The sequence below is a fragment of the Streptosporangium sp. LJ11 genome, from assembly GCF_051918945.1.
Taxonomy (GTDB): domain Bacteria; phylum Actinomycetota; class Actinomycetes; order Streptosporangiales; family Streptosporangiaceae; genus Streptosporangium.
Genome location: NZ_JBPXMB010000008.1, coordinates 284986 through 311975 on the forward strand (window position 1 = coordinate 284986; position 26990 = coordinate 311975).

At 71.3% G+C, this 26990-nt stretch carries 26 protein-coding genes; 20 read left to right on the top strand and 6 right to left on the bottom strand.

The features are described from left to right. Positions 1 to 31: 31 nt before the first annotated feature. Both ACTOQ3_RS14835 and ACTOQ3_RS14840 read right to left on the bottom strand, forming a co-directional pair. On the bottom strand, positions 32 to 2587 hold the full coding sequence (locus tag ACTOQ3_RS14835; protein ID WP_440083947.1) for a discoidin domain-containing protein: 2556 nt from the start codon (positions 2585 to 2587) through the stop codon (positions 32 to 34). A gap of 245 nt (positions 2588 to 2832) precedes the next feature. Continuing rightward, positions 2833 to 3396 carry an ArsR/SmtB family transcription factor gene (locus ACTOQ3_RS14840; protein ID WP_440068031.1) on the bottom strand — a complete coding sequence of 188 codons (564 nt, stop codon included), beginning with the start codon at positions 3394 to 3396 and terminating at the stop codon, positions 2833 to 2835. Between the two features lie 78 nt (positions 3397 to 3474). Between ACTOQ3_RS14840 and ACTOQ3_RS14845 the strand changes: the two genes are divergently transcribed. Then, a complete protein-coding gene (locus ACTOQ3_RS14845; RefSeq protein ID WP_440083948.1) occupies positions 3475 to 4992 on the top strand; it encodes an alpha/beta hydrolase family protein in 1518 nt (505 codons plus the stop codon). A 233-nt stretch (positions 4993 to 5225) separates the two neighbouring features. Continuing rightward, positions 5226 to 6185 (top strand): hypothetical protein, encoded by a 960-nt coding sequence (locus ACTOQ3_RS14850; RefSeq protein WP_440083949.1) that lies wholly within the window; start codon positions 5226 to 5228, stop codon positions 6183 to 6185. Between the two features lie 261 nt (positions 6186 to 6446). Here the strand turns inward: ACTOQ3_RS14850 and ACTOQ3_RS14855 are convergent, their stop codons facing one another. Then, entirely contained in the window at positions 6447 to 6764 is a 318-nt protein-coding gene (locus ACTOQ3_RS14855) for a hypothetical protein (RefSeq protein ID WP_362690354.1), read from the bottom strand. Positions 6765 to 6992: 228 nt separating this feature from the next. On the opposite strand from ACTOQ3_RS14855, the gene ACTOQ3_RS14860 reads away from it, so the two are divergent. The 3 genes from ACTOQ3_RS14860 (at position 6993) to ACTOQ3_RS14870 (ending at position 8829) form a co-directional block, all read left to right on the top strand. Continuing rightward, positions 6993 to 7415 carry an STAS domain-containing protein gene (locus tag ACTOQ3_RS14860; RefSeq protein WP_440083950.1) on the top strand — a complete coding sequence of 141 codons (423 nt, stop codon included), beginning with the start codon at positions 6993 to 6995 and terminating at the stop codon, positions 7413 to 7415. Between the two features lie 213 nt (positions 7416 to 7628). Beyond that, entirely contained in the window at positions 7629 to 8282 is a 654-nt protein-coding gene (locus ACTOQ3_RS14865; protein ID WP_440083951.1) for an NUDIX domain-containing protein, read from the top strand. 55 nt (positions 8283 to 8337) lie between these two features. Continuing rightward, entirely contained in the window at positions 8338 to 8829 is a 492-nt protein-coding gene (locus tag ACTOQ3_RS14870) for a GNAT family N-acetyltransferase (protein WP_440083952.1), read from the top strand. An 11-nt stretch (positions 8830 to 8840) separates the two neighbouring features. Here the strand turns inward: ACTOQ3_RS14870 and ACTOQ3_RS14875 are convergent, their stop codons facing one another. Both ACTOQ3_RS14875 and ACTOQ3_RS14880 read right to left on the bottom strand, forming a co-directional pair. Then, entirely contained in the window at positions 8841 to 9218 is a 378-nt protein-coding gene (locus ACTOQ3_RS14875; RefSeq protein WP_440083953.1) for a DUF742 domain-containing protein, read from the bottom strand. Next, on the bottom strand, positions 9215 to 11215 hold the full coding sequence (locus ACTOQ3_RS14880) for a sensor histidine kinase (protein ID WP_440083954.1): 2001 nt from the start codon (positions 11213 to 11215) through the stop codon (positions 9215 to 9217). The genes ACTOQ3_RS14875 and ACTOQ3_RS14880 overlap by 4 nt, the downstream gene beginning before the upstream one ends. 241 nt (positions 11216 to 11456) lie before the next feature. Here ACTOQ3_RS14880 and ACTOQ3_RS14885 point away from each other — a divergent pair, with 241 nt between their 5' ends. Then, complete coding sequence (locus tag ACTOQ3_RS14885; RefSeq protein ID WP_440083955.1) at positions 11457 to 11798, top strand: SWIM zinc finger family protein; 342 nt, start codon at positions 11457 to 11459, stop codon at positions 11796 to 11798. On the opposite strand, the gene ACTOQ3_RS14890 is transcribed toward ACTOQ3_RS14885, so the two are convergent. After that, a complete protein-coding gene (locus ACTOQ3_RS14890) occupies positions 11708 to 12076 on the bottom strand; it encodes a barstar family protein (RefSeq protein WP_440083956.1) in 369 nt (122 codons plus the stop codon). The genes ACTOQ3_RS14885 and ACTOQ3_RS14890 overlap by 91 nt on opposite strands. A 256-nt stretch (positions 12077 to 12332) precedes the next feature. Here ACTOQ3_RS14890 and ACTOQ3_RS14895 point away from each other — a divergent pair, with 256 nt between their 5' ends. The 14 genes from ACTOQ3_RS14895 (at position 12333) to ACTOQ3_RS14960 (ending at position 26942) form a co-directional block, all read left to right on the top strand. Then, positions 12333 to 13322 carry a DMT family transporter gene (locus ACTOQ3_RS14895; protein WP_440083957.1) on the top strand — a complete coding sequence of 330 codons (990 nt, stop codon included), beginning with the start codon at positions 12333 to 12335 and terminating at the stop codon, positions 13320 to 13322. Continuing rightward, positions 13319 to 13942 carry a GntR family transcriptional regulator gene (locus ACTOQ3_RS14900; protein WP_440083958.1) on the top strand — a complete coding sequence of 208 codons (624 nt, stop codon included), beginning with the start codon at positions 13319 to 13321 and terminating at the stop codon, positions 13940 to 13942. Before ACTOQ3_RS14895 ends, ACTOQ3_RS14900 begins: the two co-directional genes overlap by 4 nt. Positions 13943 to 14000: 58 nt before the next feature. Beyond that, positions 14001 to 14351: a hypothetical protein gene (locus tag ACTOQ3_RS14905; RefSeq protein WP_440083959.1), complete on the top strand. Its 351-nt coding sequence runs from the start codon at positions 14001 to 14003 to the stop codon at positions 14349 to 14351. Between the two features lie 244 nt (positions 14352 to 14595). Next, positions 14596 to 16050 (top strand): sugar transferase, encoded by a 1455-nt coding sequence (locus ACTOQ3_RS14910; RefSeq protein ID WP_440083960.1) that lies wholly within the window; start codon positions 14596 to 14598, stop codon positions 16048 to 16050. Continuing rightward, entirely contained in the window at positions 16050 to 17117 is a 1068-nt protein-coding gene (locus tag ACTOQ3_RS14915) for a glucose-1-phosphate thymidylyltransferase (protein WP_440083961.1), read from the top strand. The genes ACTOQ3_RS14910 and ACTOQ3_RS14915 overlap by 1 nt, the downstream gene beginning before the upstream one ends. After that, on the top strand, positions 17114 to 18199 hold the full coding sequence (gene rfbB / locus ACTOQ3_RS14920; RefSeq protein WP_440083962.1) for a dTDP-glucose 4,6-dehydratase: 1086 nt from the start codon (positions 17114 to 17116) through the stop codon (positions 18197 to 18199). Before ACTOQ3_RS14915 ends, rfbB begins: the two co-directional genes overlap by 4 nt. Beyond that, positions 18196 to 19053: a dTDP-4-dehydrorhamnose reductase gene (gene rfbD, locus ACTOQ3_RS14925; RefSeq protein ID WP_440083963.1), complete on the top strand. Its 858-nt coding sequence runs from the start codon at positions 18196 to 18198 to the stop codon at positions 19051 to 19053. The genes rfbB and rfbD overlap by 4 nt, the downstream gene beginning before the upstream one ends. Before the next feature lie 63 nt (positions 19054 to 19116). After that, on the top strand, positions 19117 to 20361 hold the full coding sequence (locus ACTOQ3_RS14930; RefSeq protein WP_440083964.1) for a class I SAM-dependent methyltransferase: 1245 nt from the start codon (positions 19117 to 19119) through the stop codon (positions 20359 to 20361). Beyond that, the gene (locus ACTOQ3_RS14935; RefSeq protein ID WP_440083965.1) at positions 20358 to 21245 is read left to right on the top strand and encodes a sugar phosphate nucleotidyltransferase; all 888 of its coding nucleotides are present in this window, start codon (positions 20358 to 20360) and stop codon (positions 21243 to 21245) included. The genes ACTOQ3_RS14930 and ACTOQ3_RS14935 overlap by 4 nt, the downstream gene beginning before the upstream one ends. After that, complete coding sequence (locus ACTOQ3_RS14940; protein ID WP_440083966.1) at positions 21242 to 21892, top strand: PIG-L deacetylase family protein; 651 nt, start codon at positions 21242 to 21244, stop codon at positions 21890 to 21892. Before ACTOQ3_RS14935 ends, ACTOQ3_RS14940 begins: the two co-directional genes overlap by 4 nt. Before the next feature lie 5 nt (positions 21893 to 21897). Beyond that, positions 21898 to 22938 (top strand): NAD-dependent epimerase/dehydratase family protein, encoded by a 1041-nt coding sequence (locus tag ACTOQ3_RS14945; RefSeq protein WP_440083967.1) that lies wholly within the window; start codon positions 21898 to 21900, stop codon positions 22936 to 22938. After that, a complete protein-coding gene (locus ACTOQ3_RS14950) occupies positions 22928 to 24331 on the top strand; it encodes a DUF4910 domain-containing protein (protein ID WP_440083968.1) in 1404 nt (467 codons plus the stop codon). Before ACTOQ3_RS14945 ends, ACTOQ3_RS14950 begins: the two co-directional genes overlap by 11 nt. Then, a complete protein-coding gene (locus tag ACTOQ3_RS14955; protein ID WP_440083969.1) occupies positions 24328 to 25371 on the top strand; it encodes a hypothetical protein in 1044 nt (347 codons plus the stop codon). Before ACTOQ3_RS14950 ends, ACTOQ3_RS14955 begins: the two co-directional genes overlap by 4 nt. Beyond that, entirely contained in the window at positions 25368 to 26942 is a 1575-nt protein-coding gene (locus ACTOQ3_RS14960) for a lipopolysaccharide biosynthesis protein (protein WP_440083970.1), read from the top strand. Before ACTOQ3_RS14955 ends, ACTOQ3_RS14960 begins: the two co-directional genes overlap by 4 nt. Positions 26943 to 26990 lie beyond the last annotated feature (48 nt).

Sequence of the window (26990 nt, forward strand, 5' to 3'; positions counted from 1 at the left end):
TGACCACCGCTGATCAGGCGGGCTCAGGACCTCAGGGGTAGGAGACGAGCTTGGACGGGATCGTCGCGGTGCCGAAGGCGGGACCGCCCACACCGTTGATCACGTGGTTGATCCGGCCGTTGCCGCCGAGGGAGACGGTGAGCAGGCTGTGGAACTTCACGCCCGGCTTCACCGGAGTCTCGAACGCGTTCTCCACCTCGATCGTCGGGTCGACGTTGAAGTAGACGTAGCTGCCGAGTCCCCAGCCCTCGTGGGTGTTGACCGCGGGGCCGACCTTGTAGGCCGCCCACCCCTTGGTGGTGCCGTTCATGTAGGCCGCCTGGTTCGGCGGGTCGTACGCCTTCTCGTTCTGGAAGAAGATCGTCCGGCCGCGCTCGCCGTACCACTCGACGTCGTACTTGCGGTAGTGCTCGACGAACAGGCCGGTGGCCAGGACGTCGTCGCCGTTGACGATGAGGCCGGTCTCGGCGGTGTTGACGTTCCAGCCGATGCCCTCGCCGTGGTCACCGCGCCACAGCCACGTGTGGTCAATGATCACGTCGTCGCTGTTGACGACGACGCTGGTGGTGGCGTTGCCGGCGAAGGCGCCGCCGATGCGGACGAAGACGTCCTGCAGCGTGGTCGGGTTGGCGGCGTGGTCCGCGCTCGACCCCGGCGGGCCGACCTCGATGAGCACGTCGGACTTCTGCGGGCCCGCGTCGACGAGGAAGCCGGCGAGCTTCACGCCGTCCACGTCGGCCACCTTGACAGCGGTGGAGCCGCCGCCCGGGATGATCGTCGCGAGACCGAGGCCGAGGACGACGGTGTTCGCGCGGGTCACGTTGATCGGCTGGTCCAGGTTGTAGATGCCGGGGGTGAGCAGCAGGTGCAGGCCCTGGCCGAGCGCGGCGTTGATGGTCGCGGCCGAGTCGCCGGGCTTGGCGACGAAGAACTGGCCGAGCGGGAGCGAGGTGCCGGGGGTGGAACCGTTCGCCCAGCTCACGCCGCGCGCGTTGGTCCGCTTGGCCGGGACGAACACCCGGTAGGCACCGCCGCCGTCGACGTAGAGGTACGGCTTCTCGCGGCTGATCGGGGTGTTCTCCAGCGTGGTGTAGGACTGGTCGAGGAAGTTGGTCGCGGGGGCGCCCTGCACCCCGGAGAAGACCATGTTCCACACGCCGTTGACCCAGCCGCCGACGGAGCTGTCACGGGTGTACCACTGCTGCTGCGAGTACGGGCCGACGGCACCGTCGATCTTGCTGTCGGCGATGTAGCCGCCGCTGGCCCAGCCGTAGCCGGTGGGGGCCAGGTTCAGCGCGCCCTTGATGTGCATGCGGCGGAACGGCGCGGCCTGGGAGACGGCCCACTGGTTGGTGCCGCCGGGCGGCTGGACCGACAGGTTCTCCGTCGAGCGCCAGAAGTTCTGGGTCGCGTTGCCGTTGAACCAGCCCGCGTCGACGGTCACGCCGTTGAGGGTGACGTCGTCGGGGTTCTGGCCCAGACCGATGATCGAGGTGTAGAAGCCGACCTTGGCGTTCACGTTGTAGGTGCCCGGCTTGAACAGGAAGGCGTGGCGCCCGGTGCCGAACTGGGCCGACTCCTGCTGGGTGAAGACCGCGTCGAGCTGGCTCTGGATGGTGGCGCTGGACATCGACGGATCGAAGACGTGGACGTTCGGGCCCAGTTCCCCGCCGCCGGGGATCTCAGGACCGCTCGACGTGGTGTACACGGCGAACTCCCACAGTGAGTAGCCGTAGGCGGTGCCTCGCGCACTGCCCAGCATCCGGACGTACCGGACGGAGCCGGTCACGTCATGCGACTGAACGCCGCCGGTGGAGCCGGTGACGGTCTTCAGGTCGGTCCAGGTCGTGCCGTTGGTCGACCCCTGGAGCTTGAAGGCGCTCGCGTACGCGGCCTCCCACCTCAGGTCGATCTTGCAGAGGGTCTGCGCCGAGCCGAGGTCCACCTGGACCCACTGCGGGTCGCTGGCCGCGCTGGCCCAGCGGGTCCCGTTGTTGCCGTCGAAGGCGGCGCTCGCGGGGGTTCCGGCGTTCTCGGTCGAGGAGGCGCTGTAGGTCTTGCTCAGCGCGGCGTTGGTGGTCCCGCAGGGCCCGCCGGGGTCGGGGCCGCCGTCGGGGCCGAAGACCTGGAACTCCCAGAGGGAGTAGCCGTAGCCGGTGGCCCGGGTGACCCCCTGCATCCGGACGTACCGGCCGGTGCCGGTGACGTCCCAGGTGTCGATCCCGCCGTCACCGCCGGTGACGGTCTTCAGGTCCGTCCACGTGGTTCCGTTCGTGGAGAGCTGGATCTTGTATCCGCTGGCGTACGCGGCCTCCCAGTTCAGCACGACCTTGTTGACGCTGGTCGAGGCGCCGAGGTCCACCTGGAGCCATTGGGCGTCGGTGGCGGCACTGGACCAGCGGGTGCCGGCGTTGCCGTCGACCGCGGCGGCCGGGGCGGTGCCGGCGTTCTCGGACGACGAGGCCGTCGCGGTCTTGCCCTGCGACAGCAACGTGTCGGCGAAGGCGGGGGTCGACGGTACTGCGAGCAGAGCTGCCGCGACTGCCGTGGCAGTCCATAAGGCGGCAGGACGGAACAGACCTCTCATGCATGTCTCCACTGCGGATCCGGGGGGTGGAAGGGCTAACTGCAGGTGAAGGGCGACTTACGGGGAACGGTAAATCAACGCCTTATTTCTACACTTAATTTAACTTGTCAGAAACATGGCGTCAATGGGTCGAAAGTCATGGACGGCCGATTTGCGGGAGGGTCCGCGATCCCGCCGGCCGCGGGCCCGCGCGCGGGCCGGGGGCCGGCCCGGGACCCTGTGCGGCAGGGCCCGGGCGGACGCCGTCAGTCCTCGTCGGCGGGCATGGCGAAGAGCCGGATGTGCATGGGGCGCGCACCGGGGGACGCGTCCTCGGGCAGGGGGCTGTACTTCATCAGCAGCGCGACGTAGGCCTCGAAGAACTCCTTGAACTCGGCCTTGGTCATCCGGCCCAGGCCGCGCGATCCGGTGGCCCACTCGGGATCGCGCAGGTAGGCCTCGGGGAACCGCTCGATCAGCTCGCGGTCCTCTTCCATGCCGACCCGGTGGAACTCGGCGAGCGCGGGACGGTCTTCGGGGGCGAGCTGTTCGGGCCTGGGAAGCCGCAGGTCACGCGGCCCCCTGGCCTTGCGCCACCAGCGCTCCCTGCCGGTCGAGCGCTCAGGGACCTCCTCGATGAAGCCGTACTTCTCCAGCTGGCGCAGGTGGTAGCTCGTCGTGCCGGTCTTCGCGCCGAGCAGCTCACCGAGCGTGGTGGAGGTCGCGGGACCGTGCACGTTGAGATGGCGCAGCATGAGCCGCCGCATGGGGTGGGCGAGGGCCTTGAGCTTCCCGGGGTCGTCGAGCAGGAACGGCTCGTCATCCTTCATGAGGAGCAGCCTAGTCCTGCAGAACGATATCTGCAGACAAAGCTTTGCCGAGAAGTCTCTGCAGAGTAGGTTCGGTACATGAGAAGAATCCCCCCGGTCTCCTTGGGACTCCGGGCCGTGGTCGCCACCACCGCCCTCTGCCTGCTCGCGGTTCCGGCGGCCGCCGCCGCCACACCCGCGGCTCCCGCCACCGCCCCGGCCCTCGTCACCGCGGCCGCGGCTTTCGCCACCCCGGCCCCGACGAGCGCCGCACCCCCCGTCGTCCCGCCCGACCTCGCGGCGACGGAAGTGGGTTTCCGCGGTGGCGGGAACCTCCCCATGCGCGGCACGGTCGTCTCGCCCACCGGCGCGGGATCCGCGCGTCCCGGCATGGTCCTGGTGCACGGCGCGGGCACCGGCACGCCCCGCGAGAAGCTGATGGGCGAGGCCGTCGCGTTCGCCCGTCAGGGAATGTCCGTGCTGATCTACGACAAGCGGTCGGAGGGCTACTCGCTCTTCGAACGGTCCTACTCGTTGCTCGCCGACGACGCGCTCGCCGCCCTGGCCGTGCTCCGCTCCCAGCCGGGCGTCGACCCGGCGAAGGTCGGCATGTGGGGACTCAGCGAGGGCGGCTGGGTGGTCCCCATCGCGGCGGCGCGGTCGGGCGACATCGCCTTCGTCGTGCTCGTGGGCGCCAACGGGCTGCCGCCGCTGCGGCAGCAGACCTGGGCCGTGGCGGCCGGGCTGCGCAAGGCGGGGGTCTCGGGATCGCTGATCGACCGGGCCGAGTTCAACCTGTACCGGACGATCGCCGACGGCGGCATGTTCCCCGAGCCGTACTACGACCCCGAGCCGACGATCGCCGCGGTACGCCAGCCGGTGCTCGGCATCTGGGGCACCCACGACCTGCTGACCCCGCCCGAGGAGAGCCCGCCGATCTTCGCCAGGGCGCTGGAGAAGGGGGGCAACGAGCACTACACGTTCCGCTTCCTCCCCGGTGCGGACCATGCCGCCCACCAGAGTCCCGACGGCGGCGTCACCCGGTCGCCCGAACTCGCCCCCGGCTACGCGGACCTCGTCGGCTCCTGGGTCGGCGACGTCACGGCGGGCAGGCCGCCGGCGGCGGGAACGTCCGGGCCCGCTCCCGTGCAGGCCTCGCGGACCGTGCCGGTGGATCCTCCCGCCCCGTGGGAGTCGGCGCCGGTCCAGCTCGCGGTCCTGCTGCTGATCCTGGTCGCCTTCACCGCCTACCCGGTGATCGCGCTGGTGCGGCGCCTTCGCGGCCGGTCGCGACCTCCGGTGACCGGGGCCGCGCGGCTGCTCGGCGCCTCGGGGCTCGCGGCGGTCCTCGGATCGTTCCTCTACCTGTTCTACCTGGTGATGACCGGCGGCAAGCTGGCCGCTCCCGGGCCCGTGCTGGCGGGGCGCCCGGTGCTCTGGCTGGTGCTGCAGGCCTGCGCGGTGGTCTGCGTGGTCGCGGCGGTCCTCACCGGGCTGGCCTGGCGTCGCGCCCGAGCCTCGGTGCCGCGGGAGGAGGGGGTACGGCTCGGCCTCCTGCTCGCCGGTGGGGCGATGTTCGTTCCGTGGGCCCTCTACTGGGGGTTGTTGCTTCCTTGACGCGAGGCCCGTCGTGGCGTCCGGCAGGTCACACCCGCGAAGGTGACCGTACGCCGGGCGCCGTTCGCGGGTGTCCGGCCGGCGCCTTCCCACGATGAAAGGCGTGCCGTCGGGACGATCTCGTTCGCCTGAAATCAACGGAGGGAAGTGATATAAGTGCTGATAAATTATTTATCTGCAGTAATTCTGACATACGGGACATTTGTGGTGGTATGAGAGTTTTTATATTGTCCGTGGCGGCCGTTGGCACCCTGATCGCCGTCATCGGCTGGCTGGGGGCCATCGACGTCCGGGACACCTTCTCCGCCTCGGCCGTGAGCTCCGCCACAGGTCCCACCGCGAGTGCGGGCAGGGAGGCGATCAGAGGCTTCCTGGAGGCGGGCAAGGGGGCGAGCGGCGCTTCCACGTTGGTGAACGGCGGGGTGAACGCCGCTCCCGCGACGCCGGCCAAGCAGGTGGTCAGGACCTCCGTGACGAGGGCCGGCGGCAAGTCCTACCTCAGGGTGCAGGTGACGAACGGATACGGGACCGCCAAGCGGTTCTCCGTGAAACAACGTGTCTGCGTGAAGAAGAAGTGCCGGACGGTGATCACCGGCCTGTCGGTGAGTGCCGGGCGGACGGCCTGGCACGAAACGTATCTCGGTACCGGCATCTACAAGAAGAGCGGCAGCTCCTCCGTTTCCGTGACGACAGTGCCGGCGCGGACGACCCCCGCACCCCGGGTGACCGTCACCGTGCGGCCCACCACCCCGGCCGTGACCACCACGATCACGGTGACCGAGACCGTGACCACCACCGTGACCACCACCGCGACCGTGACGGCCACCGCGACGGCGACCGTCACCGCGACCGCCACAGTCACCGCCACGCCCACGCCCACGCCGACACTTACGCGGGTTCCCCCGTCGCCTCCCCCGCCGTCCCTTTCGCCGTCACCCTCCGTGATCCCGACCGGCCCGCTCTGCGACGCGCCTTCCAACGCCTACGGATTCACGTTCTGTCCCGCGGGGAGCAGGGTGTACCCGCCCGCGGACGGCGCCTGCCAGGTTTTCACCTGCATCGAGAACTTCCCCAACGGGAGGGGCCACCTGGTCATGTGCTTCGACGGCAAGGTGAGCATGTCGGGCGGGCTCCAGGGCGTCTGCTCCTCCCACGGCGGGTGGCTGCGGGACGTGAACCGGAACGCCGCGTAGCCAGGACGGCCGATCTTCGCGGCCCCGGCCCCGGTGCCGGTGGCCCACCCGGCACTTCGCCCCACCGTGCCTTCCCGCGAGCCTCTCCCCGGTCCTTCCCGCGAGCGTCTCCCGGACGTTCCCGCGAACGTCTCCCGGACGTTCCCCGCGACTGTTCCCACGCGGGCGGAAGGCGCGGTCACCCTCACCGTGACCGCGCCTCCCGCCGATACGGGGTGCGGGGGTACGCCCCGTCCCCGTTTCCCGATGTGCTCGCCGGGTTCAGTCGTGCTTGTTCCGTCTGGCGGGGGTTCGCTGGTCCGCCTCGTCGGCCAGCTGATCCTCGACGATGGCGCACCAGCGGTGCCATCGCGCCAGATCCAGATGCTCGTCCACATCGCCCACACCCGCCTCGGCCATGAGCTGGTGGCTGCTCGCCGCCGCCTCGTGGGCGTTGACCAGCGCGTGGTGGCCGTGATTGGCGAGTGATTCGCTGACCGCCAGATTCACGGCTATCTCTCCCATTGTCTTGGGCCGTCCCGAAAGTTCGTCTCCGAACCCCTTCACGGTGAAGTCGCGGCTCTCCGAATCGTCGCTCATAGCTGCTGAGTGCCCCGCAGGTTCTAGATCTATCTGTGACTTCCGATCCGATGTGGACGATTTCCCGACGTGAGAGCCTTCCCATCGGGGAGCCGCGAGCCGGATCCAGGGCGGTTCCCATGTCCAGGGCGCGATTCGCTTACGGGCGTGTTGCGGTTGGTCGGAGAGCGCCTTCTCACCAAGATCTTTAAAATAGCCTCGGTGCAACCGGCGTAAGGATTGTGGAGGATGACGACGCGGCTTGATCTCTCGGTCCGCAGGCACGAAGGCGTCTCGGTGATCGCGCTCGCCGGTGAGTTGGACAGGCTGTCCAGCCCTCGGCTGCGTGACGTCATGGTCACGCAGCTGGACGACGGGGCGCTTCACCTCGTCCTCGATGTCGCCCGCCTGAGATTCTGCGATTCCACCGGCCTGTGGACCATGCTGGAACTCCAGCGGCGCGCGGGCGCGGCGGGGGGCTGCCTGCGACTGGCCGGTGTCCACGGGGTCCTGGAACGGATCCTGACGATCACCGGCCTCGCGGGCGCGTTCTCCCTCGACCCCGATGTCCCCGCGTCGCTGCGGGCCGTGGCCGCCTCCGTTCCGGACGCGAAGCCTCCGGCGGTGTCTCCGTCCGCCCCGGACGCGTCGCCTCCCGCCGACCCGGGGTGAGGCGAGGCCTTTCCTCTCCGTCCGCCGTCGCGTCCGTCGCACCTCCCGCTCCACCTTCCGTACGCGTGACGGTTCGCGGTCCTTCTCACCCACTGGTGCAGACTTGTCCCTCGGGTGACCGCCGCCCTCCGGGGCGGCGGCCCGGCCGCGCGGGCCGTACCGGCGCGGTGTCGAGAGAAGGGTGGGGAGCCGGTGTCGGGTGGGGTGCCTGGGGTGGATGTCCCGGATGGGCGGGGTCGTACGGGACTGGACAGGGAGGGGCTGGATCTGACCGGCAACCCCCGGGTCCGGGTGCGGGAGGTGCGGCTGCTCTCGTCCAGCTGGTACGTGCTGCGCAAAACGACGTTCGACTACCGGCGCAGGGACGGCGGCTGGAGCACCGAGCAGCGGGAGACCTACGACCGCGGCAACGGCGCGACGGTGCTCCTCTACGACGCCGAGCGGGCGACCGTGCTGCTGACCAGGCAGTTCCGCTACCCGGTCTACGTGAACGGCCACCCCGACGGGCTCCTGCTGGAGACGGCGGCGGGTCTGCTCGACGACGACGACCCGGAGACCGCGATCCGCAGGGAGGCCGCGGAGGAGACCGGCTACGACATCGGGGAGGTGGAGCACGTCTTCGACGTCTACATGAGCCCCGGCTCGGTGACCGAGCGCGTCCACTTCTTCGCCGCCCCGTACAGCGCGGACCGGCGGACCTCCGACGGCGGGGGGCTGGCCGACGACGGTGAGGACATCGAGGTGGTGGAACTGCCCTTCGCGAAGGCCCTGGGCATGATCGCCTCGGGGGAGATCGCCGACGCGAAGACCATCATGCTGCTGCAGTGGGCGGCGCTGTCCGGTCCGTTCTCCGGCCGGGGAAGGTGAGCGGTCCGGCGTCGGCGCACTTCACGGGCCGGTCGCCGGGCGTTACCCTGCACGGATGACGGAAGTGGAGTTGCGCGGATGGCGGCCCGACGACACGTCGGTCGTGCTCGACGCGTTCAGCTCCCCGGACATGGCGGAGCAGGCGGCCCGGCCCATCGACACCGCCCAGGCGGCGCTGGAGTGGATGGGGGTCTGGGGGTTCCGCGACGACGCGCGGGCGTTCGCCGTGGTGTCCAACGGCGAGGTCGTGGGCAACGTCGCGGTGAGCAACATCGACGCGCACGGCACCGGCTGGGTCTCCTACTGGACGCTCCCGCGCGCCAGGGGACGGGGCGTGGCCGTGGCCGCCGTCAGGATGATGGCCGGGTGGGCGTTCGGGGAACGAGGGCTGTTCCGCCTGGAGCTGGGGCATCGGGTCGGCAACGAGGCCTCCTGCGCGGTGGCCACCAGGGCCGGATTCCTGTCCGAGGGAATCGAGCGGGCCAAGCTGAGCCACCAGGGCGTCCGCTACGACGTGGAGCGGCACGCCCGCCTGGCCACCGACTGAGCGGTAGGGGATCAGAGGGTTCTGAGCCCGGCGAGCAGGTCGCGGAGCAGGCTCTCGCGGGGAACCGCCGACGGGGGCGCGGGGGGCCGTACGGTGATCAGGCCGCTGCCGCGCAGGTCGCCGAGGAGCACCCGGAGCACCCCGACCGCCAGGCCGGTCCGCGCGGCCAGCTCGACGACCGGGATCGGCGCGCGGCAGGCGTCCAGGATCGACAGGTGCTCGGGCTGCAGCTCCCGGCGGGGGGCCCTGACCGCCACCACCACGGCCATCAGGTCGAAATGGTCTCCCGTGGGCCTGGTCCGGCCGCGGGTCACCGTGTAGGGGCGGACGATCGGGCCGGCCTCCTGATCGAACCGGTCGGACCGGTCGGGCGAACGCTCCGCTGTCACGGTCCACCCTCCTGCCCGGCGCGCCGCCGTCCGTCGCGGGGCGTCCTGGACGCGCCGCTCGGGACGGCGCCCTCGCGGGTCTCCCGGGTCCCCGCGCCCGGGACTCCGGCGGCGGTCCGCTCGGCGGGTACGGTCTGGCGCACCCGCTTGGGCAGGTCGCCGTCCGGGGGCAACCGTTCGACCTCGACCGAGTAGGTGAACCGGGGATCGACCGGTTCGACCACCAGTTCGCCCGGGAGCATCACGATCGCCGTGGTGCCGCCGAAGGGGGAGGGCCGCAGGGAGACGCGGATGCCGTGCCGGGCGGCGAGCTGCGCGACGACGAACAGGCCGAGCCGGTCGCTGTCGGCCAGGTCGAACTCCGGCGGGTCGGCCAGCAGCGCGTTGAGCCGCGCCGTCTCCTCGGCGGGGATGCCGAGCCCCCTGTCCTCGACCTCGATGGCGTAGCCCTTGGCGACCAGGTCGCCGTGGACGCGTACGGAGGTGTGGGGGGGAGAGAACATGGCGGCGTTCTCGACCAGTTCGGCGACCAGGTGGATCACGTCGGTGGCGACCGCGCCGATCACGGACGGGCCGTGCGGGACGCCGATCGTCACGCGCGGGTAGTCCTCGACCTCCTCGACCGCGGCGCGGACCACGTCGTAGATCGTGACCGGGTTCCGCCACCCCCGGCCGGGAGCGGCGCCGGACAGGATGATCAGGCCCTCGGAGTGCCGGCGCATCCGGGTGGTCAGGTGGTCCAGGCCGAAGAGGTCCTCAAGGGTCGCCGGGTCGCTGGCCCGCCTCTGCATGGCCTCCAGCATGGCCAGTTGCCGGTACAGCAGGGACTGGCTGCGCCTGGCCAGGTTCACGAAGACCTTGTTGACGCCCTTGCGCATCCGGGCCTGGCCGACGGCCGCCTCGACCGCGGTCCGCTGCACGGAGGAGAACGCCTCGGCGACCCCGGCGACCTCGACGGTGCTGCCGACCTTGATCTCGGGGGCCTCCGAGCAGACGTCCTCGCCCCGGCGGAGCCGCCGGACCACGTCCGGCAGCCGCCTGCCCGCGAGGTCGAGGGCCGCCTGCTGGAGGCCGACCAGCTCGCCGGCGAGCCTGCGGCCGAACCGTACCGAGACGAAGACGGACAGCCCGATCGCGACCAGGCCGAGCCCCGCGGCCAGGCCGATCCGGACCATGATGTCGCCGGCGAGGGACATGGACCGCTCGCTGATGCGCCTGCTGACGTCCCCGGCGCGTCTGTCGAAGTCGTCGGAGAGCCGCGTGGCGATCCCGGCCCAGGAGGGCTCGGGCACGGCCGAGGCGGAGACGGCGTCCTCGATCCTCTCGAACGAGGAGTAGCCGGAGGAGTCGCGCAGGGGGGTGTAAAGGGACTGGAACTCGGTGTCGAGCTGGTCGAAGCCCAGGGAGTACAGGAGCCTGCGGCCGGTGACCAGCTGGCCGAACCTCGCGCGCTCCGCGGGGCTCATCGCCCCCTCGACGACGGCTCCGGATATCAGCGCGGCCTGCTGGCTGAGCATCTCGCGGCTCCGCCCGACCATGACGACGGCTCGCGTCTGATCGCTCAGCTCGACGTCGGCGGATATCCGGATCTTCTCGTAGGCGTCGAAGGCGGCCGCGATGATCCCGCTGTAGGCGTCGAGGGTCCGCAGCCGGGTCTCGGTACGGGTGTCGACCCCGCTGCGGATCTCGGTGAGCCGGTCCAGCGAGGCGAGGAGCCGGCTCAGGCGTCCCCAGGTGGCGGGGGCGATGTCGGGGCGGGCCTCGGTGGCCAGCCGTTCCAGCTCGGCTCTGGCGCCGTTCGTCCGCAGGCGCTGGGCGTCCAGCTCCCTCCGTGAGACGCCGACGTCTCCCAGGACGGACAGCGACAGCATCCGCTCGTGCTGGAGCGCCGTGGTCACCTTTCTGGCGGGCACGACCACCTGCTCGTAACCGCCACGGATCTTGAGTAGCTCCTGCCCATCTTGGACCGTGATGTTGGCCGCAAATACCCAAATCACTACAAGGGATATAATAGGTACCAGGAGTAAGGTAAAAATCTTTACCCTGATTGAGTATTTTCGGCTGGCCATAATACCTCGCACACCTTGAGATGCGTGGTTAACAATGGCCAAACATAGCAATGTGGGTCACGTGGGACCAGACGTGCACGTGATACACATTGAGACTATTTATCGCGATCTGTCCGTTCGGAACCGTCGGCTCCTCGCGTGCGTCTCTTAGAGAGAAGGGGGGTCGACGATGCAGAAGATCGCGGACCTGATCGGAACCGAGGCTGAGCGCGCCGACCAGGCGGCGCTGGTTCGCGGTGGCGAACTGGCGAGGGCGGGGGCGGTGCAGCTGGTCCGGTTCGGCCCGCCGCGGGTGACCGCCGAGGTCGACGACGGCGCCGCGTGTGTCGAGTTCCGGCTCGTCGACGGGACCCTCCACTGGCACTGCAGCTGCCCCGAGGGCAGGAACGGCGTCTTCTGCGCCCACTGCGTGGCGACGGCTCAGTCGGTCAGGATCAGGACGGACAAAAAGGACCCTCCGGTCGCGCCGTCGGCGACCGCCTCGGCGAGAACGGTCCGGATCGCGTCGTAGGCCGGCCGGTCCCCGGCCCGGAGCGCCGACGGCTCCGACCAGATCAGCAGGTGCTCGCCCGGCGGCAACCACGACAGGTCGGTCAGCACGTCGTAGAGCGCGTCGAGGTTGTGCCCGAAACGGTCGGGCAGGTCGAGGGCCTCGGCGATCGCGTCCATCGCCTCGGCCGAAGTGGTGATCTTCACACCGTCCAGCCGGTGCGGCGTGGCGGACCCGATCATGGACTCGACCTCGCGGGCCGCCTCCTCGCGGAACGTTCCCCTGGAGACCGTGGTCATCCTCGCCTCCGGCCGCCGCCGGTGGGCACGCCGCGGGCGCCCGTGCGGTCGTTCTCGCGGGCGACATCCTGGATCACCATCGGCCGTGCCCCCTGAACTGCTGGTTCGCGCTGCCACTCGGACATCTCACCTCGCCGAACTACCCGCGCGCCAACCCGTGAAAACGGGGTGCCGGGCGTGTCTTCGTCGCTCTCCCCTGGCCGGACACTCCTTACCTAATTGTCTAGTTGTCATACAATCCGCCTACAATCGACCCATGAAAATCGCTGTGATCGGAGCCGCCGTGCTCTGGGGGACCGCGGGAACCGCGGGCCTGCTCGTCAGCGGGGTCGATCCCGTATCCCTGGCCTCCGCCCGCCTGGTGATCGGCGGACTGGTCCTCGCGGCCGTCACCGCTCCCGCGGCGCGGCTCCTGCTCCTGCCCGGAGGCTCCCTCACGGGCTCCCCCGGGAGCTCTTCCGCAGGCTCCCCCGAGGGCTCTCTCGCGGGCTCTCCCGGAGGGCGGGAACGGGAACGGGGGCGCGGTCTCGGGACGCGTCTGGGCCCGCTCGCGGCGGCGGCGATGGCCGTGGCCGCGTACCAGCTGTGCTACTTCGCCGCGGTCGGCAGGACCGGGGTGGCCGTCGGCACCGTGGTCGCCATCGGCAGCGGTCCCGTCTTCACCGGGCTGCTGTCCTGGCTGCTCGACCGCGCGTGGCCCGGCCGCCGCTGGGCGGGGGCGACCGCGGTGGCGATCGCCGGCTGTGCCGTGCTCACCGGCGGGGGAGGCGAGGTGCGGGCCGACGGTGTCCTGCTCGCGCTGCTCGGCGGCCTGCTGTACGCGTTCTACGCGGTCACCGCGGCGCGGGCGATCGGCGCGGGAGCGCCCTCCGACGCGGTGATGGGGCTGATGTTCGGCGGGGCCGCCGTCGTCATGGCGCCCGTCCTGCTGTGGACGGGCACCGGCTGGCTGGCCGAGCCGCGCGGCCTGCTCACCGCCCTCTACCTGGGCTGTGCCACCACCGCGCTGGCCTACTTCCTGTACGGCAGGGGGCTGCGCACGACCCCGGTCGCGACCGCCGCCACCCTCGCCCTGGCCGAGCCCGCGGTGGCGGCCCTGCTCGGCGTCGTCGTGCTCGGCGAGCGGCTCGCGCCCGCCTCGGTCGCCGGGCTCGTCCTGCTCGGTGCCAGCCTGGTCGCGGTCTCCCTGCCCGAGCGCGTCCATCGGGGAGGCCGGGACCGGAGGGCAATAGGGTCGTCGGCGTGACCCTCCCGCTTCATCCCGTCTCCGCCGTCGGCGCGCTCGCCGACGCCCTGCGCCGGCGGGTGTTGTCCGGCGAGATCCCGCCGGGCACCACGCTGCCGGAGCAGGAGCTCTCGGCCCTGTACGGGGTGGCCCGCCCGACCGTCCGCGAGGCGCTCGCCGTGCTCGTGCACGAGGGCCTGCTCAGGCGCGAGCGCCACCGCAGCGCCCAGGTGGCCGAGGTGAGCGTGGCCGACCTGGACGACCTGATGTTCGTCCGGCGCCCGCTGGAGGAACTGACGGCCACCTCGCTGGCGGGGCGGCGGGTCGGGGAGGCCGACGCGGCGCTGGCGCGGATGGCCGCGCTGCCCGCCGACGCCCCCTGGTCGGAGATGGTGGCCGAGCACATGGCCCTGCACCAGGCGCTGGTCGTCGCGGTGGGCAGCCCCCGCCTGGAGCGGCTCTACGGCATGCTGGCCGCCGAGACCAGGCTCGGCCTGGTCAGGCTGCGCGCGGTCTACTCCGACCGGCACGTGCTGGTCGCCGAGCACCGGGACCTGCTCGACGCGATCGGCCGGGGTCCCGGGGAGGCCGCCAGGGAGGCGGTCGCCGCGCACCTCGATCACAGCTGGGGCGATCATTAGGCACCGACTTGCATGGCTCTATTGCACGCGGAGCCCTGAAGTCGTCACAATCGCGCCCATGCACGGCAACTCAGTGCCGGACTCCTACGTATATGTCACCGAAGAAGGCGTGACCCGTCACTACGCGGACGGCAGCGTTGACGCCCTCGCGTGGGAGGACGTCGTCGAGGTGCGGGTAGTGGGCGACACGGACTCGGACATCCTGTACATCCTTCTCGATCGGCAGGGCCAGGGGTGCGTGGTGCCCCACTCGGCGACCGACGCGACCTTCCTCGCCCGTCTCCGGTATCTCCCGGATTTCGATCTCGACCGGCTCGGTGCGGCGGTGGAGTCCGCGCGCGACGATTACGTCGTCGTGTGGCGCAGCCCCGAACCGCCGTCGGCCCTGCCGGATTTCGAATACGACTAATTTCTAATTATTTCCAAATGCAGCGGTCAAACTTACACGTTTGGATCGTTCCGTCAAGATGCCGTCTCTGCCGTACTTCGGCCAATAGTGGACAGTAACCGGTATTCCCCTACTCATTGGTGATCACTAGGATTTCCCTGGGTATCCACGCTCCTGATGCATAAGGGAATTCTGTCAACCATTGAATGAGACGCGCGGCCCCTTAGCCGGTCGCGTTCGGGCATCTTGGGTGGGACGGGGTGGTATGAGAGTGGAAACCGAGGAGCTCGTCCTCGGGCTTCTCAAAGGTCCTGCACGCACTGCTCCAAGCATTTGGACGCGCTCTTATGTCCGTATTCTGCTTGCCGGAGACGTCGCGTGTTCCGTGGTCGCCTGCGAGACCGTTCTGGGGATCCGGCTGTGGTTCGGCGCTTTCATCCCCACGACGGAGGCCCTGCTCGGGCTGGGCCTCGCCCTGATCTGGCCGCTGGCCCTGGCGTCGGGTGGTGCCTATCGCAAGCGCACGCACGGTGAGGGAACGGATGAATTCAGAGCGGTTTTCAATGGCGCCGCCGGCCTGACGGCGGCGGTCGCGATCGGTGCGTACATCACGCAAACTCCGATCGCCCGCAGCTTTGTCATGGCGATGTTCCCGCTCGCTTTCGCCCTCACCCTCTTCTTCCGTTACCGGATGCGCAAGCGGCTGCACCGCAGGCGCTCGCGCGGCGACTACATGCGCCACATGGTCGCCGTCGGCCACCGGGAGTCGGTGCTCGACCTGGTGATGCAGCTGCGCAGGCAGCCGCACCACGGCATGACCGTCGTCGCCGCGTGCCTGCCCGCGGGCCCCGACCTGGTGGAGGTCGACGGGGTTCCGGTCCTCGGCGGCTTCTCCGACGTCCCCGCGGTGGTGGCCGAGGTCAACGCCGACGCCGTCGCCGTTCTGGCCTGCCCGGAACTGGACGGCGCGGCGCTGCGCAGGCTCGCCTGGGGCCTGGAGGACGCCCGCACCGACCTGTTCGTGGCGCCCGCCCTCATGGACGTGGCCGGCCCGCGCATCAGCATCAGCCCGGTCGCCGGCATGCCGCTCCTGCACGTCGAGCACCCCGACTTCCGCGGCGCCCGGCGGCTGGCCAAGAGCCTGTTCGACCGGACGGGGGCGGGCCTGGCCCTCCTGGCACTGGGCGCGCCGATGCTGGTGATCGCCGCGCTGATCCGCGCGACGAGCCCGGGACCCGCCCTCTTCCGCCAGGTCAGGGTAGGTAAGGGGGGAGTGGAGTTCCACGTCGTGAAATTTCGCACGATGGTGGTCGGCGCGGAGCACCTCAAGATCGACCTGGAGCGGGAGAACGAGTTCGACGGCGTCCTGTTCAAGATTAGGAACGATCCAAGAATCACCCGAGTGGGCGCCTTCCTGCGCCGATACTCCGTCGACGAGCTGCCCCAGCTGCTCAACGTGCTGCGCGGAGAGATGTCCCTCGTCGGCCCGCGACCGCCCCTCCCCGACGAGGTCAGGCAGTACGGCGCGGACGTGCGCCGCCGCCTGGTCGTGAAACCCGGCATGACCGGCCTGTGGCAGGTCAGCGGGCGCTCGGACCTGACCTGGGAGGAGTCGGTCCGCCTGGATCTCCGATACGTCGAGAACTGGTCGCTCTTCCTGGACCTGCAGATCCTCTGGAAGACCTGGAGCGCCGTGACCGGCGGAGAAGGGGCCTACTAGTGAAAGCACTCGTGCTCGCCGGAGGGCTGGGCACCCGGCTGCGGCCGATCACCCACACCTCCGCCAAGCAACTCGTACCCGTCGCCAACAAGCCCATCCTCTTCTACGGGCTGGAGGACATCGCCGCCGCGGGCGTCCGAGAGATCGGGATCGTCGTGGGCGACACGCACGCCGAGATCGAGGCGGCCGTCGGCGACGGCCGCGCGTTCGGCCTGGAGGTCACCTACATCCGCCAGCGGGCGCCGCTGGGCCTGGCCCACGCGGTGCTCGTCGCCCGCGACTACCTCGGCGACGACGACTTCGTCATGTATCTCGGCGACAACTTCATCGTCGGCGGCATCGACGACGTCGTCGAACGCTTCACCCGCGAGCGGCCCGCCGCCCACATCATGCTCACCAGGGTCGGGGACCCCCGGCAGTTCGGAGTCGCCGAACTCGACGCCGCCGGCCGGGTGATCGGGCTGGAGGAGAAGCCGCCCGTCCCCAAGAGCGACCTCGCCCTGGTCGGTGTCTACCTGTTCACCGCCGCGATCCACGAGGCGGTGGCCGAGCTCAAGCCCTCGTGGCGCGGAGAGCTGGAGATCACCGACGCCGTCCACTGGCTGATCGCCGACGGGCGGCGGGTCGAGTCCTCCGTCATCTCCGGCTACTGGAAGGACACCGGCAACGTCACCGACATGCTGGAGGTCAACCGGCTGGTGCTGGAGTCCCTGGAGCCCCGGGTGGACGGCCTGGTCGACGACGCCAGCCAGCTGATCGGCCGGGTGGTCGTCGAGAAGGGCGCCACGATCGAGCGGTCCCGCGTCGTCGGGCCCGCGATCATCGGCTCCGGCGCCCGGATCCGGGACAGCTACATCGGCCCCTTCACCTCGATCGCGGCAGGCTGCGCGATCAGCGGCAGCGAGATCGAGTACTCGATCGTCCTGCCCAGATCATCGATCGCCGGAGTCTCGCGGATCGAGGCGTCCCTCATCGGCCACGACGTCGAGGTCACCCCCGCCCCCACCACCCCCAGAGCCCACCGTCTCGTGCTGGGCGATCACAGCAAGGTCCAGATCAGCTCATGACAGCAGCCGACCGGGGGACGACCCCCACCCCATCGAAGGTCCTGGTCACCGGGGGTGCCGGGTTCATCGGCTCCCACTTCGCCCGTGTGCTCGCCGCGAGCGGGACCGCCGTGACGGTCCTCGACAAGCTCACCTACGCGGGAAACCCGGCCAACCTGGAGGGGACACCCCACGACTTCGTGTACGGCGACGTCTGCGACGGCGAGCTCCTGGCCGGCCTGGTCCCCGGGCACGACCTCGTCGTCAACTTCGCCGCCGAGTCCCACGTCGACCGGTCGATCGACGGTGCCGCCGACTTCGTACGGACCAACGTCCTCGGCACGCAGGCACTGATGCAGGCCTGCCTGGACGCGGGCACCCCGCGGGTGGTGCAGGTCTCGACCGACGAGGTGTACGGGTCGATCGAGAGTGGTTCCTGGGACGAGAGCTCGCCGCTCAGCCCGCGCTCGCCCTACTCCGCGGCCAAGGCGAGCGGCGACATGGTCGCCCAGGCGTACGCGGTCACCCACGGACTGCCGGTCTCCATCACGCGCTGCGGCAACAACTACGGTCCTCGCCAGCATCCGGAGAAGCTGATCCCGCGCTTCGTCACCCACCTTCTGCGAGGTCGCAGGGTCCCGCTCTACGGCGACGGCGGCAACGTCCGCGACTGGGTCCACGTCGACGACCACTGCGCGGGCATCCGCCTCGTCGCCGAGCGCGGCGAGTGCGGGGAGGTCTACCACATCGGCGGTACGGCGGAGCTGAGCAACCTCGAGCTCACCGCCCGGCTCCTCGAGGCCTGCGGCGCCGGGTGGGACATGGTCGAGCGCGTCCCCGACCGCAAGGGGCACGACCGCCGTTACTCCCTGGACGACTCCCGGCTCCGCGCGCTCGGCTACCGGCCGTCCGTGTCGTTCGAGCAGGGCCTGGCGGAGACGGTCCGCTGGTACGAGGACAACCCCGGCTGGTGGGAGGCCGCCGTGGAGGAGACGGATGACGGCCCGCCCGGTGCGGCCGGCCCGTCCGGTCCGGCGGGCGCGGTGAACGCGGGGGGCCCGGCCGGTGCGGCGGGCGGGCGGCGGGGAGGGAAGAACGGATGACCCGCTGGATGATCATCGGTGCCTCCGGCATGCTCGGGACCGAACTGACGGCCCGCCTGCGCGCCGAGGGGCGGCCCGTCCTCGCGTTCGGCAGGCAGGAGCTGGACCTTCGCGACACGTCCGCCGTGCGCCGCCTGGTCACCTCCCACGGCCCCGACGTCGTGGTGAACTGCGCCGCGTGGAACGCCGTCGACGAGGCGGAGACGCGGGAGGACGAGGCGCTCGCGGTCAACGGCACCGGGGTGCGCGCGCTCGCCGAGGCGTGCGGGCGCGCCGGCGCGCGGATGATCCAGCCCTCCAGCGACTACGTCTTCGACGGCACCGCGCCGGACCCCTACCCCGAGGACGCGCGGCCCTGCCCGGTCAACGCGTACGGCAGGACCAAGCTGGCGGGCGAGCGCGCCGTGCTGGAGGTGCTGCCGCGCGGCGGCTACGTGGTGCGCACCGCCTGGCTGTACGCGGCGACCGGCCACAACTTCGTCCGCACGATGGCCCGCCTGGAGAGGGAGGGGGCGGCCCCCGACGTCGTCGGCGACCAGTTCGGCCAGCCCACCTGGGCCGGGGACCTGGCCGCCAGGATCGTCGGCCTGGCCGGGAGCGGGGCGCCACCCGGCGTCTACCACGCCACCAACTCGGGCCACACGAGCTGGTACGGCCTGGCCAGGGAGGTCTTCGCGCTGCTCGGCGCCGATCCCGCCCGGGTGACCGAGGTCTCCTCCAAGGACTTCCCACGCCCCGCGTCCCGGCCCGCGTACAGCGTGCTCGGGGACGACGGCCGGCGCGCGGCCGGGCTGCCGCCGATGCGGCACTGGCGAGAGGCGCTGAGGGAGTCCCGTGTGCTCGTGGCGGGTTAGCGGCACGAGAACGACCCAGTCGGAGAACCGTCGGACCGCGTCACGCGGCGAGGGAGCGCATTCATGACAACCTGCAGGCTGTGCGGCTCGACGAGCCTCGCCAGCGTCGTCGACCTCGGGGCGACACCGCCCTGCGAGCGGTTCCTCACCGAGCGGCAGCTGGAGGAGCCCGAGGTCACCTACCCGCTGCACCTGCGGGTCTGCACCGGCTGCTGGCTGGCGCAGATCCCACCGATGATCACGCCGGAGGAGACCTTCACCGAGTACGCCTACTTCTCCTCGTACTCCACCTCGTGGGTGGAGCACGCGCGGGAGTTCGTGCGCGGGGCGGCCGACCGGCTCGGGCTGGGGGCCGGGTCGTTCGTGGTCGAGGTGGCCAGCAACGACGGGTACCTGCTGCGGCACGTCGTCGAGCGGGGCATCCGGTGCCTGGGGATCGAGCCGTCGGAGAACGTCGGCCGGGCGGCCAGGGACGCCGGGGTGGCGACCCTCACCGCGTTCCTCGGCCCGGAGACCGGCGCCTCGGTGCGCGCGGAGCACGGGCCCGCCGACCTGGTGGTGGCCAACAACGTCTACGCCCACATCCCGGACGTCATCGGGTTCACCCGGGGGCTGCGCGCCCTGGTGGCCGACGACGGCTGGGTCTCCATCGAGGTCCAGCACCTGCTCACCCTGATGGAGCACAACCAGTACGACACGATCTACCACGAGCACTTCCAGTACTACACGGTCGCCTCCGCCCGGCGCGCCCTGGCCACCGGCGGGCTCGCCCTCGTGGACGTCGAGTCGCTGCCCACGCACGGGGGCTCGATCCGGCTGTGGGCCAGGCCGCTGGAGATCGTCGGCGAGCTCGGCGAGCCGGGCGAGCGGGTGGCCGCGCTGCTCGCCGCGGAGAAGGCCGCCGGCCTGCACGAGCTGTCCGGGTACGCCGAGTTCGGCGAGCGGGTGGCGCGGGTGCGGCGGGACCTGCTGGGCTTCCTGCTCGACGCCGCCCGCGAGGGCAGGACCGTCGCGGGCTACGGGGCGCCGGGCAAGGGCAACACCCTGCTCAACCACTGCGGCATCCGGCCCGACCTGCTCCCCTTCACCGTCGACCGCAACCCGTACAAGCACGGCAGGTTCACCCCGGGCACGCGCGTGCCGATCCTGCCGCCCGAGCGGCTCGCCGAGGAGCGGCCCGACTACGTGCTGGTCCTGCCGTGGAACCTCCGCGAGGAACTCGTCGGCCAGCTGTCCTTCGTGCACGCCTGGGGAGGCCGGCTGGTCTTCCCCATCCCCGACCTGGAGATCGTCGAGGTGAACCCGTGAAGGTCGTCCTCTTCTGCGGCGGATACGGCACCAGGATGCGCACCGGCACCCCCGGTGACGTGCCCAAGCCCATGCAACTCGTGGGGCCCCGGCCGCTCATCTGGCATGTGATGCGCTACTACGCGCACTTCGGGCACACCGAGTTCGTCCTCTGCCTGGGGTACGGCGCGCACCACATCAAGGACTTCTTCCTGAACTACCAGGAGACGACGTCCAACGACTTCGTCCTGCGCGGGGGCAGGATCGAGCTGTTGTCCACCGACATCTCCGAGTGGTCGATCTCGTTCGTGCAGACCGGGATCGCGTCGCCGATCGGCGAGCGGCTGCGCCGGGTCCGCGACCACCTGGACGGCGAGGAGATCTTCCTGGCCAACTACGCCGACGTGCTCACCGACGCGCCGCTGCCGGAGATCGTCGACCGCTTCACCCGGTCGGGCGCGGGCGCGTCGATGATGGTGGTGCCGCCCGCCGACACCTTCCACTGCATCGAGCTGGGGGAGCGCGGCACGGTCGGCGGGATCACGCCGGTCAGCGAGATGCCGCTCTGGGTCAACGGCGGATACTTCGTGCTCCGCCAGGAGATCTTCGACCACATCCCGGAGGGCGGCGACCTGGTCGCGGACGGCTGCGCCGAGCTGGCCAAGCGCGGCAGGCTGCTCGCCTACCCGCACCGCGGCTACTGGCGGCCGACCGACACGGTCAAGGAACGGGTGGCCCTCGACGAGGCCTACTCGCGCGGCGACCGCCCCTGGGCGCTGTGGGAGCGCGAGCGGGCGCCGGTGCCCGTACCCGGATCCGTGACGGTCCCGGAGCGCGAGGCGGCGCCCGGGTACGGGCCCGCGGCGGTGCTCGGAGGAGGGCACGCGGCGGTGACGGTCACGTGATCCGGTTCCGGCCGGCCGGAACGGGCCGGATCGCGCTGCTCGCCGCGCACTGCGACGACCTCGCCATCGGGGCGGGCGGCAGCCTGCTCACCCTCTGCTCCGCGCGCCCCGGCGTCCAGGTGGACGCCCTGGTGCTCTCCGGCGGCGGGACCGAGCGGGAGGACGAGGAACGTGCCGCGCTGGCCGCGTTCTGTCCCGGCGCCGACCTGCGGCTCACCGTGCTCAAACTGCCCGACGGGCGGCTGCCCGCGCGCTGGGAGGAGGCGAAGGAGGCGGTGGAGGAGCTGCGGGCGCGCACCGACCCCGACCTGCTGCTCGCGCCGAACCCCGCCGACGCCCACCAGGACCACCGGGGCCTGGCCAGGCTGGTGCCCACGGCCTTCCGCGACCACCAGGTGCTCGGCTACGAGATCGCCAAGTGGGACGGCGACCTCGGGCGGCCCTCGGCCTACCAGCCGCTCACGCCCGAGGTGGCCGAGGCGAAGGCGGGCCTGCTGCACCGCCACTACCCCTCCCAGCGTCACCGCTCCTGGTTCGACCGCGAGGCGTTCCTGGGGCTGGCCCGCATCCGCGGGATCGAGTGCCACGCCCGCTACGCCGAGGCGTTCCACGTCAACAAGCTGATCTTCGACCTGGCTGGAGGCTGAACCGGATGCGCGTGCTGCTGACCGGGCACCAGGGCTACCTGGGGAGTGTGATGGTCCCGGTGCTCGCCGCCGCGGGCCACGAGGTGACCGGGCTCGACTCCGGGCTCTTCGCCGGATGCGTCCTGGGCCCCGCGCCCGACGACCCGCCCGGACACGCCGTCGACCTGCGGGACGTCACGCCCGAGGTCCTGGCGGGGGTGGACGCGGTGGTGCACCTCGCCGCCCTGTCCAACGACCCGCTGGGCGCGCTGGCGCCCGAGCTGACCTACGACATCAACCACCGCGCCTCGGTGCGGCTGGCCCGGCTGGCCCGCGACGCGGGCGTGCGCCGGTTCCTGTACGCCTCCACCTGCTCGGTCTACGGCGCCTCCGGCTCGGACCTGGTCGACGAGGACGCGCCGCTGCGCCCGGTCACCCCGTACGCCGACTCCAAGGTCCGGGTGGAGAACGACCTGCTCAAGCTGGCCGACGACGACTTCAGCCCGGTGTTCCTGCGCAACGCCACCGCGTTCGGGTTCTCGCCCAGGCTGCGCGCGGACATCGTGCTGAACAACCTCGTCGGCCACGCGCTCCTGTCCGGCGAGGTCAGGGTGCTGTCCGACGGCACCCCGTGGCGCCCGCTGGTGCACGCCGCCGACATCGCGAACGCCTTCGCCATGGCGCTGGCCGCCCCGCGCGACGCCGTCCACGCCAGGGCCTTCAACGTCGGCACCGAGGAGAACAACGTGACGGTGGCGGAGATCGCCGCCGAGGTCGCCGAGGCGGTGCCCGGCTCCCGGGTCGTGATCACCGGGGAGACCGGGGCCGACCCGCGCTCCTACCGGGTCGACTTCTCCCGGATCCGGGACGCGCTCCCCGGCTACCGGGCGCTGTGGACGGTGAAGGCGGGCGCGGTCGAGCTGGCCGAGGCGTACGGGCGGTTCGGCCTGACCGAGGACGGCTTCCGGCGCCGCTTCACCAGGCTGGCGTGGCTGTCGGCCCGTCGCGAGGCCGGAACCGTCGACGGGGCGCTGCGGCCACGCGGGGCGGTGCGCGGTGACGGGTGACACCGGCGGCGAGGCGCGGGAAGCGGGAAACGGTGACGAGGCGCCGGGCACGGTGAACGGCGGTGAGGCACCGGGAGCGGGAGACGGCGGCGAGGCGCCGGGGGCGGGGAGCGGTGACGAGGCGCGCGAGATGCGGGACCTCGTGGAGCGGCTCTACCCGCTCTGCAGGAGCATCACCGGAGACGGCGTGCGCCGCACCCTGGAGATCGTCGGAGAGTCCCTCCGCCTGCAGGTCCGCGAGGTGCCGACGGGCACCCAGGTCCTCGACTGGACGGTCCCCAGGGAGTGGAACATCCGCGACGCGTACGTCAAGGACGCCTCGGGGGCCAGGGTCGTCGACTTCGCCGCGTCGAACCTGCACGTGGTCGGCTACAGCGTCCCGGTGTCGGCCACCATGACCCTGGACGAGCTGCGCGGGCACCTGCACACGCTTCCCGAGCAGCCCGCCCTGGTCCCGTACCGCACGAGCTACTACGCGGAGACGTGGGGCTTCTGCCTGGCCCACGACACCCTGGAGGGTCTCCCCGACGGGCCGTACGAGGTCATGATCGACTCGACGCTCGCCGACGGGCACCTGACCTACGGTGAGCACGTGGTGCCCGGCAGGGTCGCCGAGGAGGTGCTCGTCTCCTGCCACGTGTGCCACCCCTCGCTGGCCAACGACAACCTGGCCGGCGTCGCGGTGGCGGTCCGGCTCGCCCGGCGGCTGGCCGGGGCCGACCCGTGGTACACCTACCGCTTCCTGTTCGCGCCGGGCACCATCGGCGCGATCACCTGGCTGGCGCGCAACCGGGAGCGCGCCGGGCGGATCAGGCACGGCCTGGTGCTGGCCTGCGCGGGAGACCGCGGCCCGTTGACGTACAAGCGCAGCAGGCGGGGCGACGCCGAGATCGACAGGGCGGTGCGGCACGTCCTGCGCAGCTCGGGGCGCCCCCACACGGTCGTGGACTTCTCCCCGTACGGCTACGACGAGCGGCAGTTCTGCTCGCCCGGCTTCGACCTGCCCGTCGGCTCGCTCACCAGGACCCCGTACGCGGGCTACCCGGAGTATCACACCTCCGCCGACGACCCGGACTTCGTCTCCCCCGAGGCGATGGCCGACACCCTGGAGACCTGCTGGGAGGTCACCCGGGTGCTGGAGGACAACCGCGCCTACCTCAACCTCAGCCCGTACGGGGAACCGCAGCTGGGCAGGCGGGGCCTGTACGGGTCGCTGGGCGGGCGCAGCGACGCGAGGGAGGCCCAGATGGCGATGTTGTGGGTGCTGAACCTCTCCGACGGGAGGCACAGCCTCCTGGACATCGCGGAACGGTCCGATCTTCCCTTCGGTGCCGTGGCGGAGGCGGCACGGGCCCTTCGCGGTTCGGGACTTCTCAAGGAGTGTTCGCTGTGACGCGGTTCCAGGTCGTGACGGGCTCCCGGGCGGGCTCCAGGGCGGGCGGGGCGCTCAACCTCCGGGTCGGCGAGACGGTGGAGGTGCTCGGCGAGGCCGAGATCATGGCCACGCTGGACGAGAGGGGGGAGCTGGACGAGCTGCCCTTCATGCCGGAGATGCTGGCCTTCTGCGGGCGGCGGCTCACGGTGCACAAGGTGGCGCACAAGCTCTGCGACACGATCAGCAGCAGCGGCATGCGGCGGATGGAGCGCGCCGTCCACCTGACCGGGGCCCGCTGCGACGGGCAGGCGCACGGCGGCTGCCAGACGGCCTGCCAGTTCTACTGGAAGGAGTCCTGGCTCAAGCGGGTGGACCCGGCCTCTCCCGCCGCTCCCCCCGCGGAGAACGGTCTCGCCGCGGGCAGGCCCCTGCTGCCGATCCTGCAGGCCGCCACCAGGAAGGAGCCGGGCCCCGACGGGGAGGAACGCTTCTCCTGCCAGGCGACCGAGCTGCTGCGCGCCGCGCCGACCTGCCTGCCGTTCAAGGACGTCGGGCAGTACGTCGCCGACGTGCGCACCGGGAACGTGGGCGTGACCTGGATGCTGCGCTCGTTCCTCGTCGGGCTGTTCAACCGCTTCCAGCAGGCGAGCAGGCGCGTCCTGCCCAGGTGGCTGTGGGTCAGGGGCGGGCTGCGCTGGGGGTTCGTCAGGGGCGAGGCCGGGCCCACCACCCCGACGCTCACCCTGGACCTGCGGCCGGGAGAGCTCGTCAGGGTCAAGTCCAAGGAGGAGATCCTCAAGACGCTCAACGACGGCCTGCTCAACCGCGGCATGGGGTTCGAGGAGGAGATGTCGCGCTACTGCGGCCACGTCGCGCGGGTGAGCGCCCGCGTCGAGAGGTGCCTGGACGAGAAGACCGGCCGGATGCTGCGGATGAAGAACCCCTGCATCGTCCTGGAGGGCGTCGTCTGCGCGGGCGCGTACAACGTCAGCTGCCCGCGCGAGTTCGTCCCGTTCTGGCGGGAGATCTGGCTCGAACGCGTCGAGGAGCCCTGTTGAGCGGGCCGCCCCACGAGACGGGCGACGGAACCGGTTCGGCCGGTGCGACCGGTGCGACCGGCACGGCCGGTGAGCAGGTCGGGACGATCGGCAGGAAAGCCGGTCGCGGGCTGCGCTGGAGTCTTCTGGGCAACCTGGGGACGAAGGCGACCACCTTCGTCATGGGACTGGTGCTCGCCCGGCTGCTCGTGCCCGAGGACTTCGGCCTCTACGCCATCGCGCTCGCCGCGACCACCTTCGTCATGCACGTCAACGACGTCGGCATCATCGCCGCCACCGTGCAGTGGCGGGGCAGGGTCGAGGACATGGCGCCGACGGCGACGGTCATGGCCGTGGCGTTCAGCACCGGGATGTACGGGATCTTCTGGGTGGTGGCCCCGTACTTCGCGGAGCTGGCGGGCAGCGCGGAGGCCACCCCGGTGGTCCGGCTGCTCACCGCGGTCATCCTCATCGACGGCGTCACCGCCGTGCGGGCGGGCTCGCTGATGCGCGGGTTCGGGCACGACAGGCTGACCAAGGCCAACATCGCGGGTTCGCTGGTCAACGCGGGGGTGGCCGTCACGCTCGCCGCGAACGGCGCGGGCGCCTACAGCTTCGCCGTCGGGCAGGTGGCGGCCAACACGGTCACCGGCGCGCTGGTGTTCGCCTGGGCCGGGCTGCCGTTCCGCCTCGGCTTCGACCGGGAGGTGGCGGTCAGGCTCCTGCGGTTCGGGGCGCCGCTGGCCCTGGGGCTCGGCATCGAGGCGGTGCTGATGAACGCCGACTACGTCATCGTCGGCGCCGTGCTCGGCCCCGTCGCCCTCGGCTTCTACCTGCTGGCGTTCAACGTCTCCAGCTGGGTGCCCAGCGTGATCGGCACCGCCCTGCGGTACGTCACCGTGCCCAGTTTCTCGCGGCTGGCCGAGCAGCGGCCCCAGGCGCTGTCGCTGGGGGTGCAGCGCTCGGTGCCGTTGCTGGTCGCGTTCGTCCTGCCGGTCGCCGTGGTGACCGCCACGCTGGCCCCGGCGATCGTGGCGTTCCTCTACGGCGAGAAGTGGGCCCCGGCCGCCGGGGTCCTGGCGCTGCTGGCGGTCCTGATGGTCGTGCGGATGCTCACCTCCCTCGCCTTCGACATCCTCACCTCGGCGGGCGCCACCAGGGCCACCGTGTGGATGAACCTCGGCTGGGCCGTGGCGCTGGTGCCCGCGCTGTGGGCGGGCACGCACTGGTACGGCATCCGCGGCGCGGCGATCGGGCACGCGCTGGCCGGTGTCCTGGTCGCCCTGCCGGTGGCGGTCCTGGTGCTGAGCCGCGCGGGGGTGCGCCTGGCACCCGTCCTGCCCGCCCTCGTCCGCCCGCTGCTGGGGGCCGCGGTCGCGACGGTCGTCACGGTGACGCTCGCCGGCCTGACGAGCGGCCTGACGGGCGGGGCGATCGTCGGTGGCGCGCCGGGCGGGGTGACCGCGGGCTCCGCGCTCGTCCAGCTCTGCGTGGCCGGTGGCGGGGGACTGCTCGCGTACCTCCTGATCGCCGTACCCGCGGCGCGGCTCAGACAGCTCGGCGCGCGGGTGGTCCCGGCCCGCGCCCGCTGACCGTCCACAGAACCCGCAAGACCCGTCAGACCCACGAGATTCAAGAGA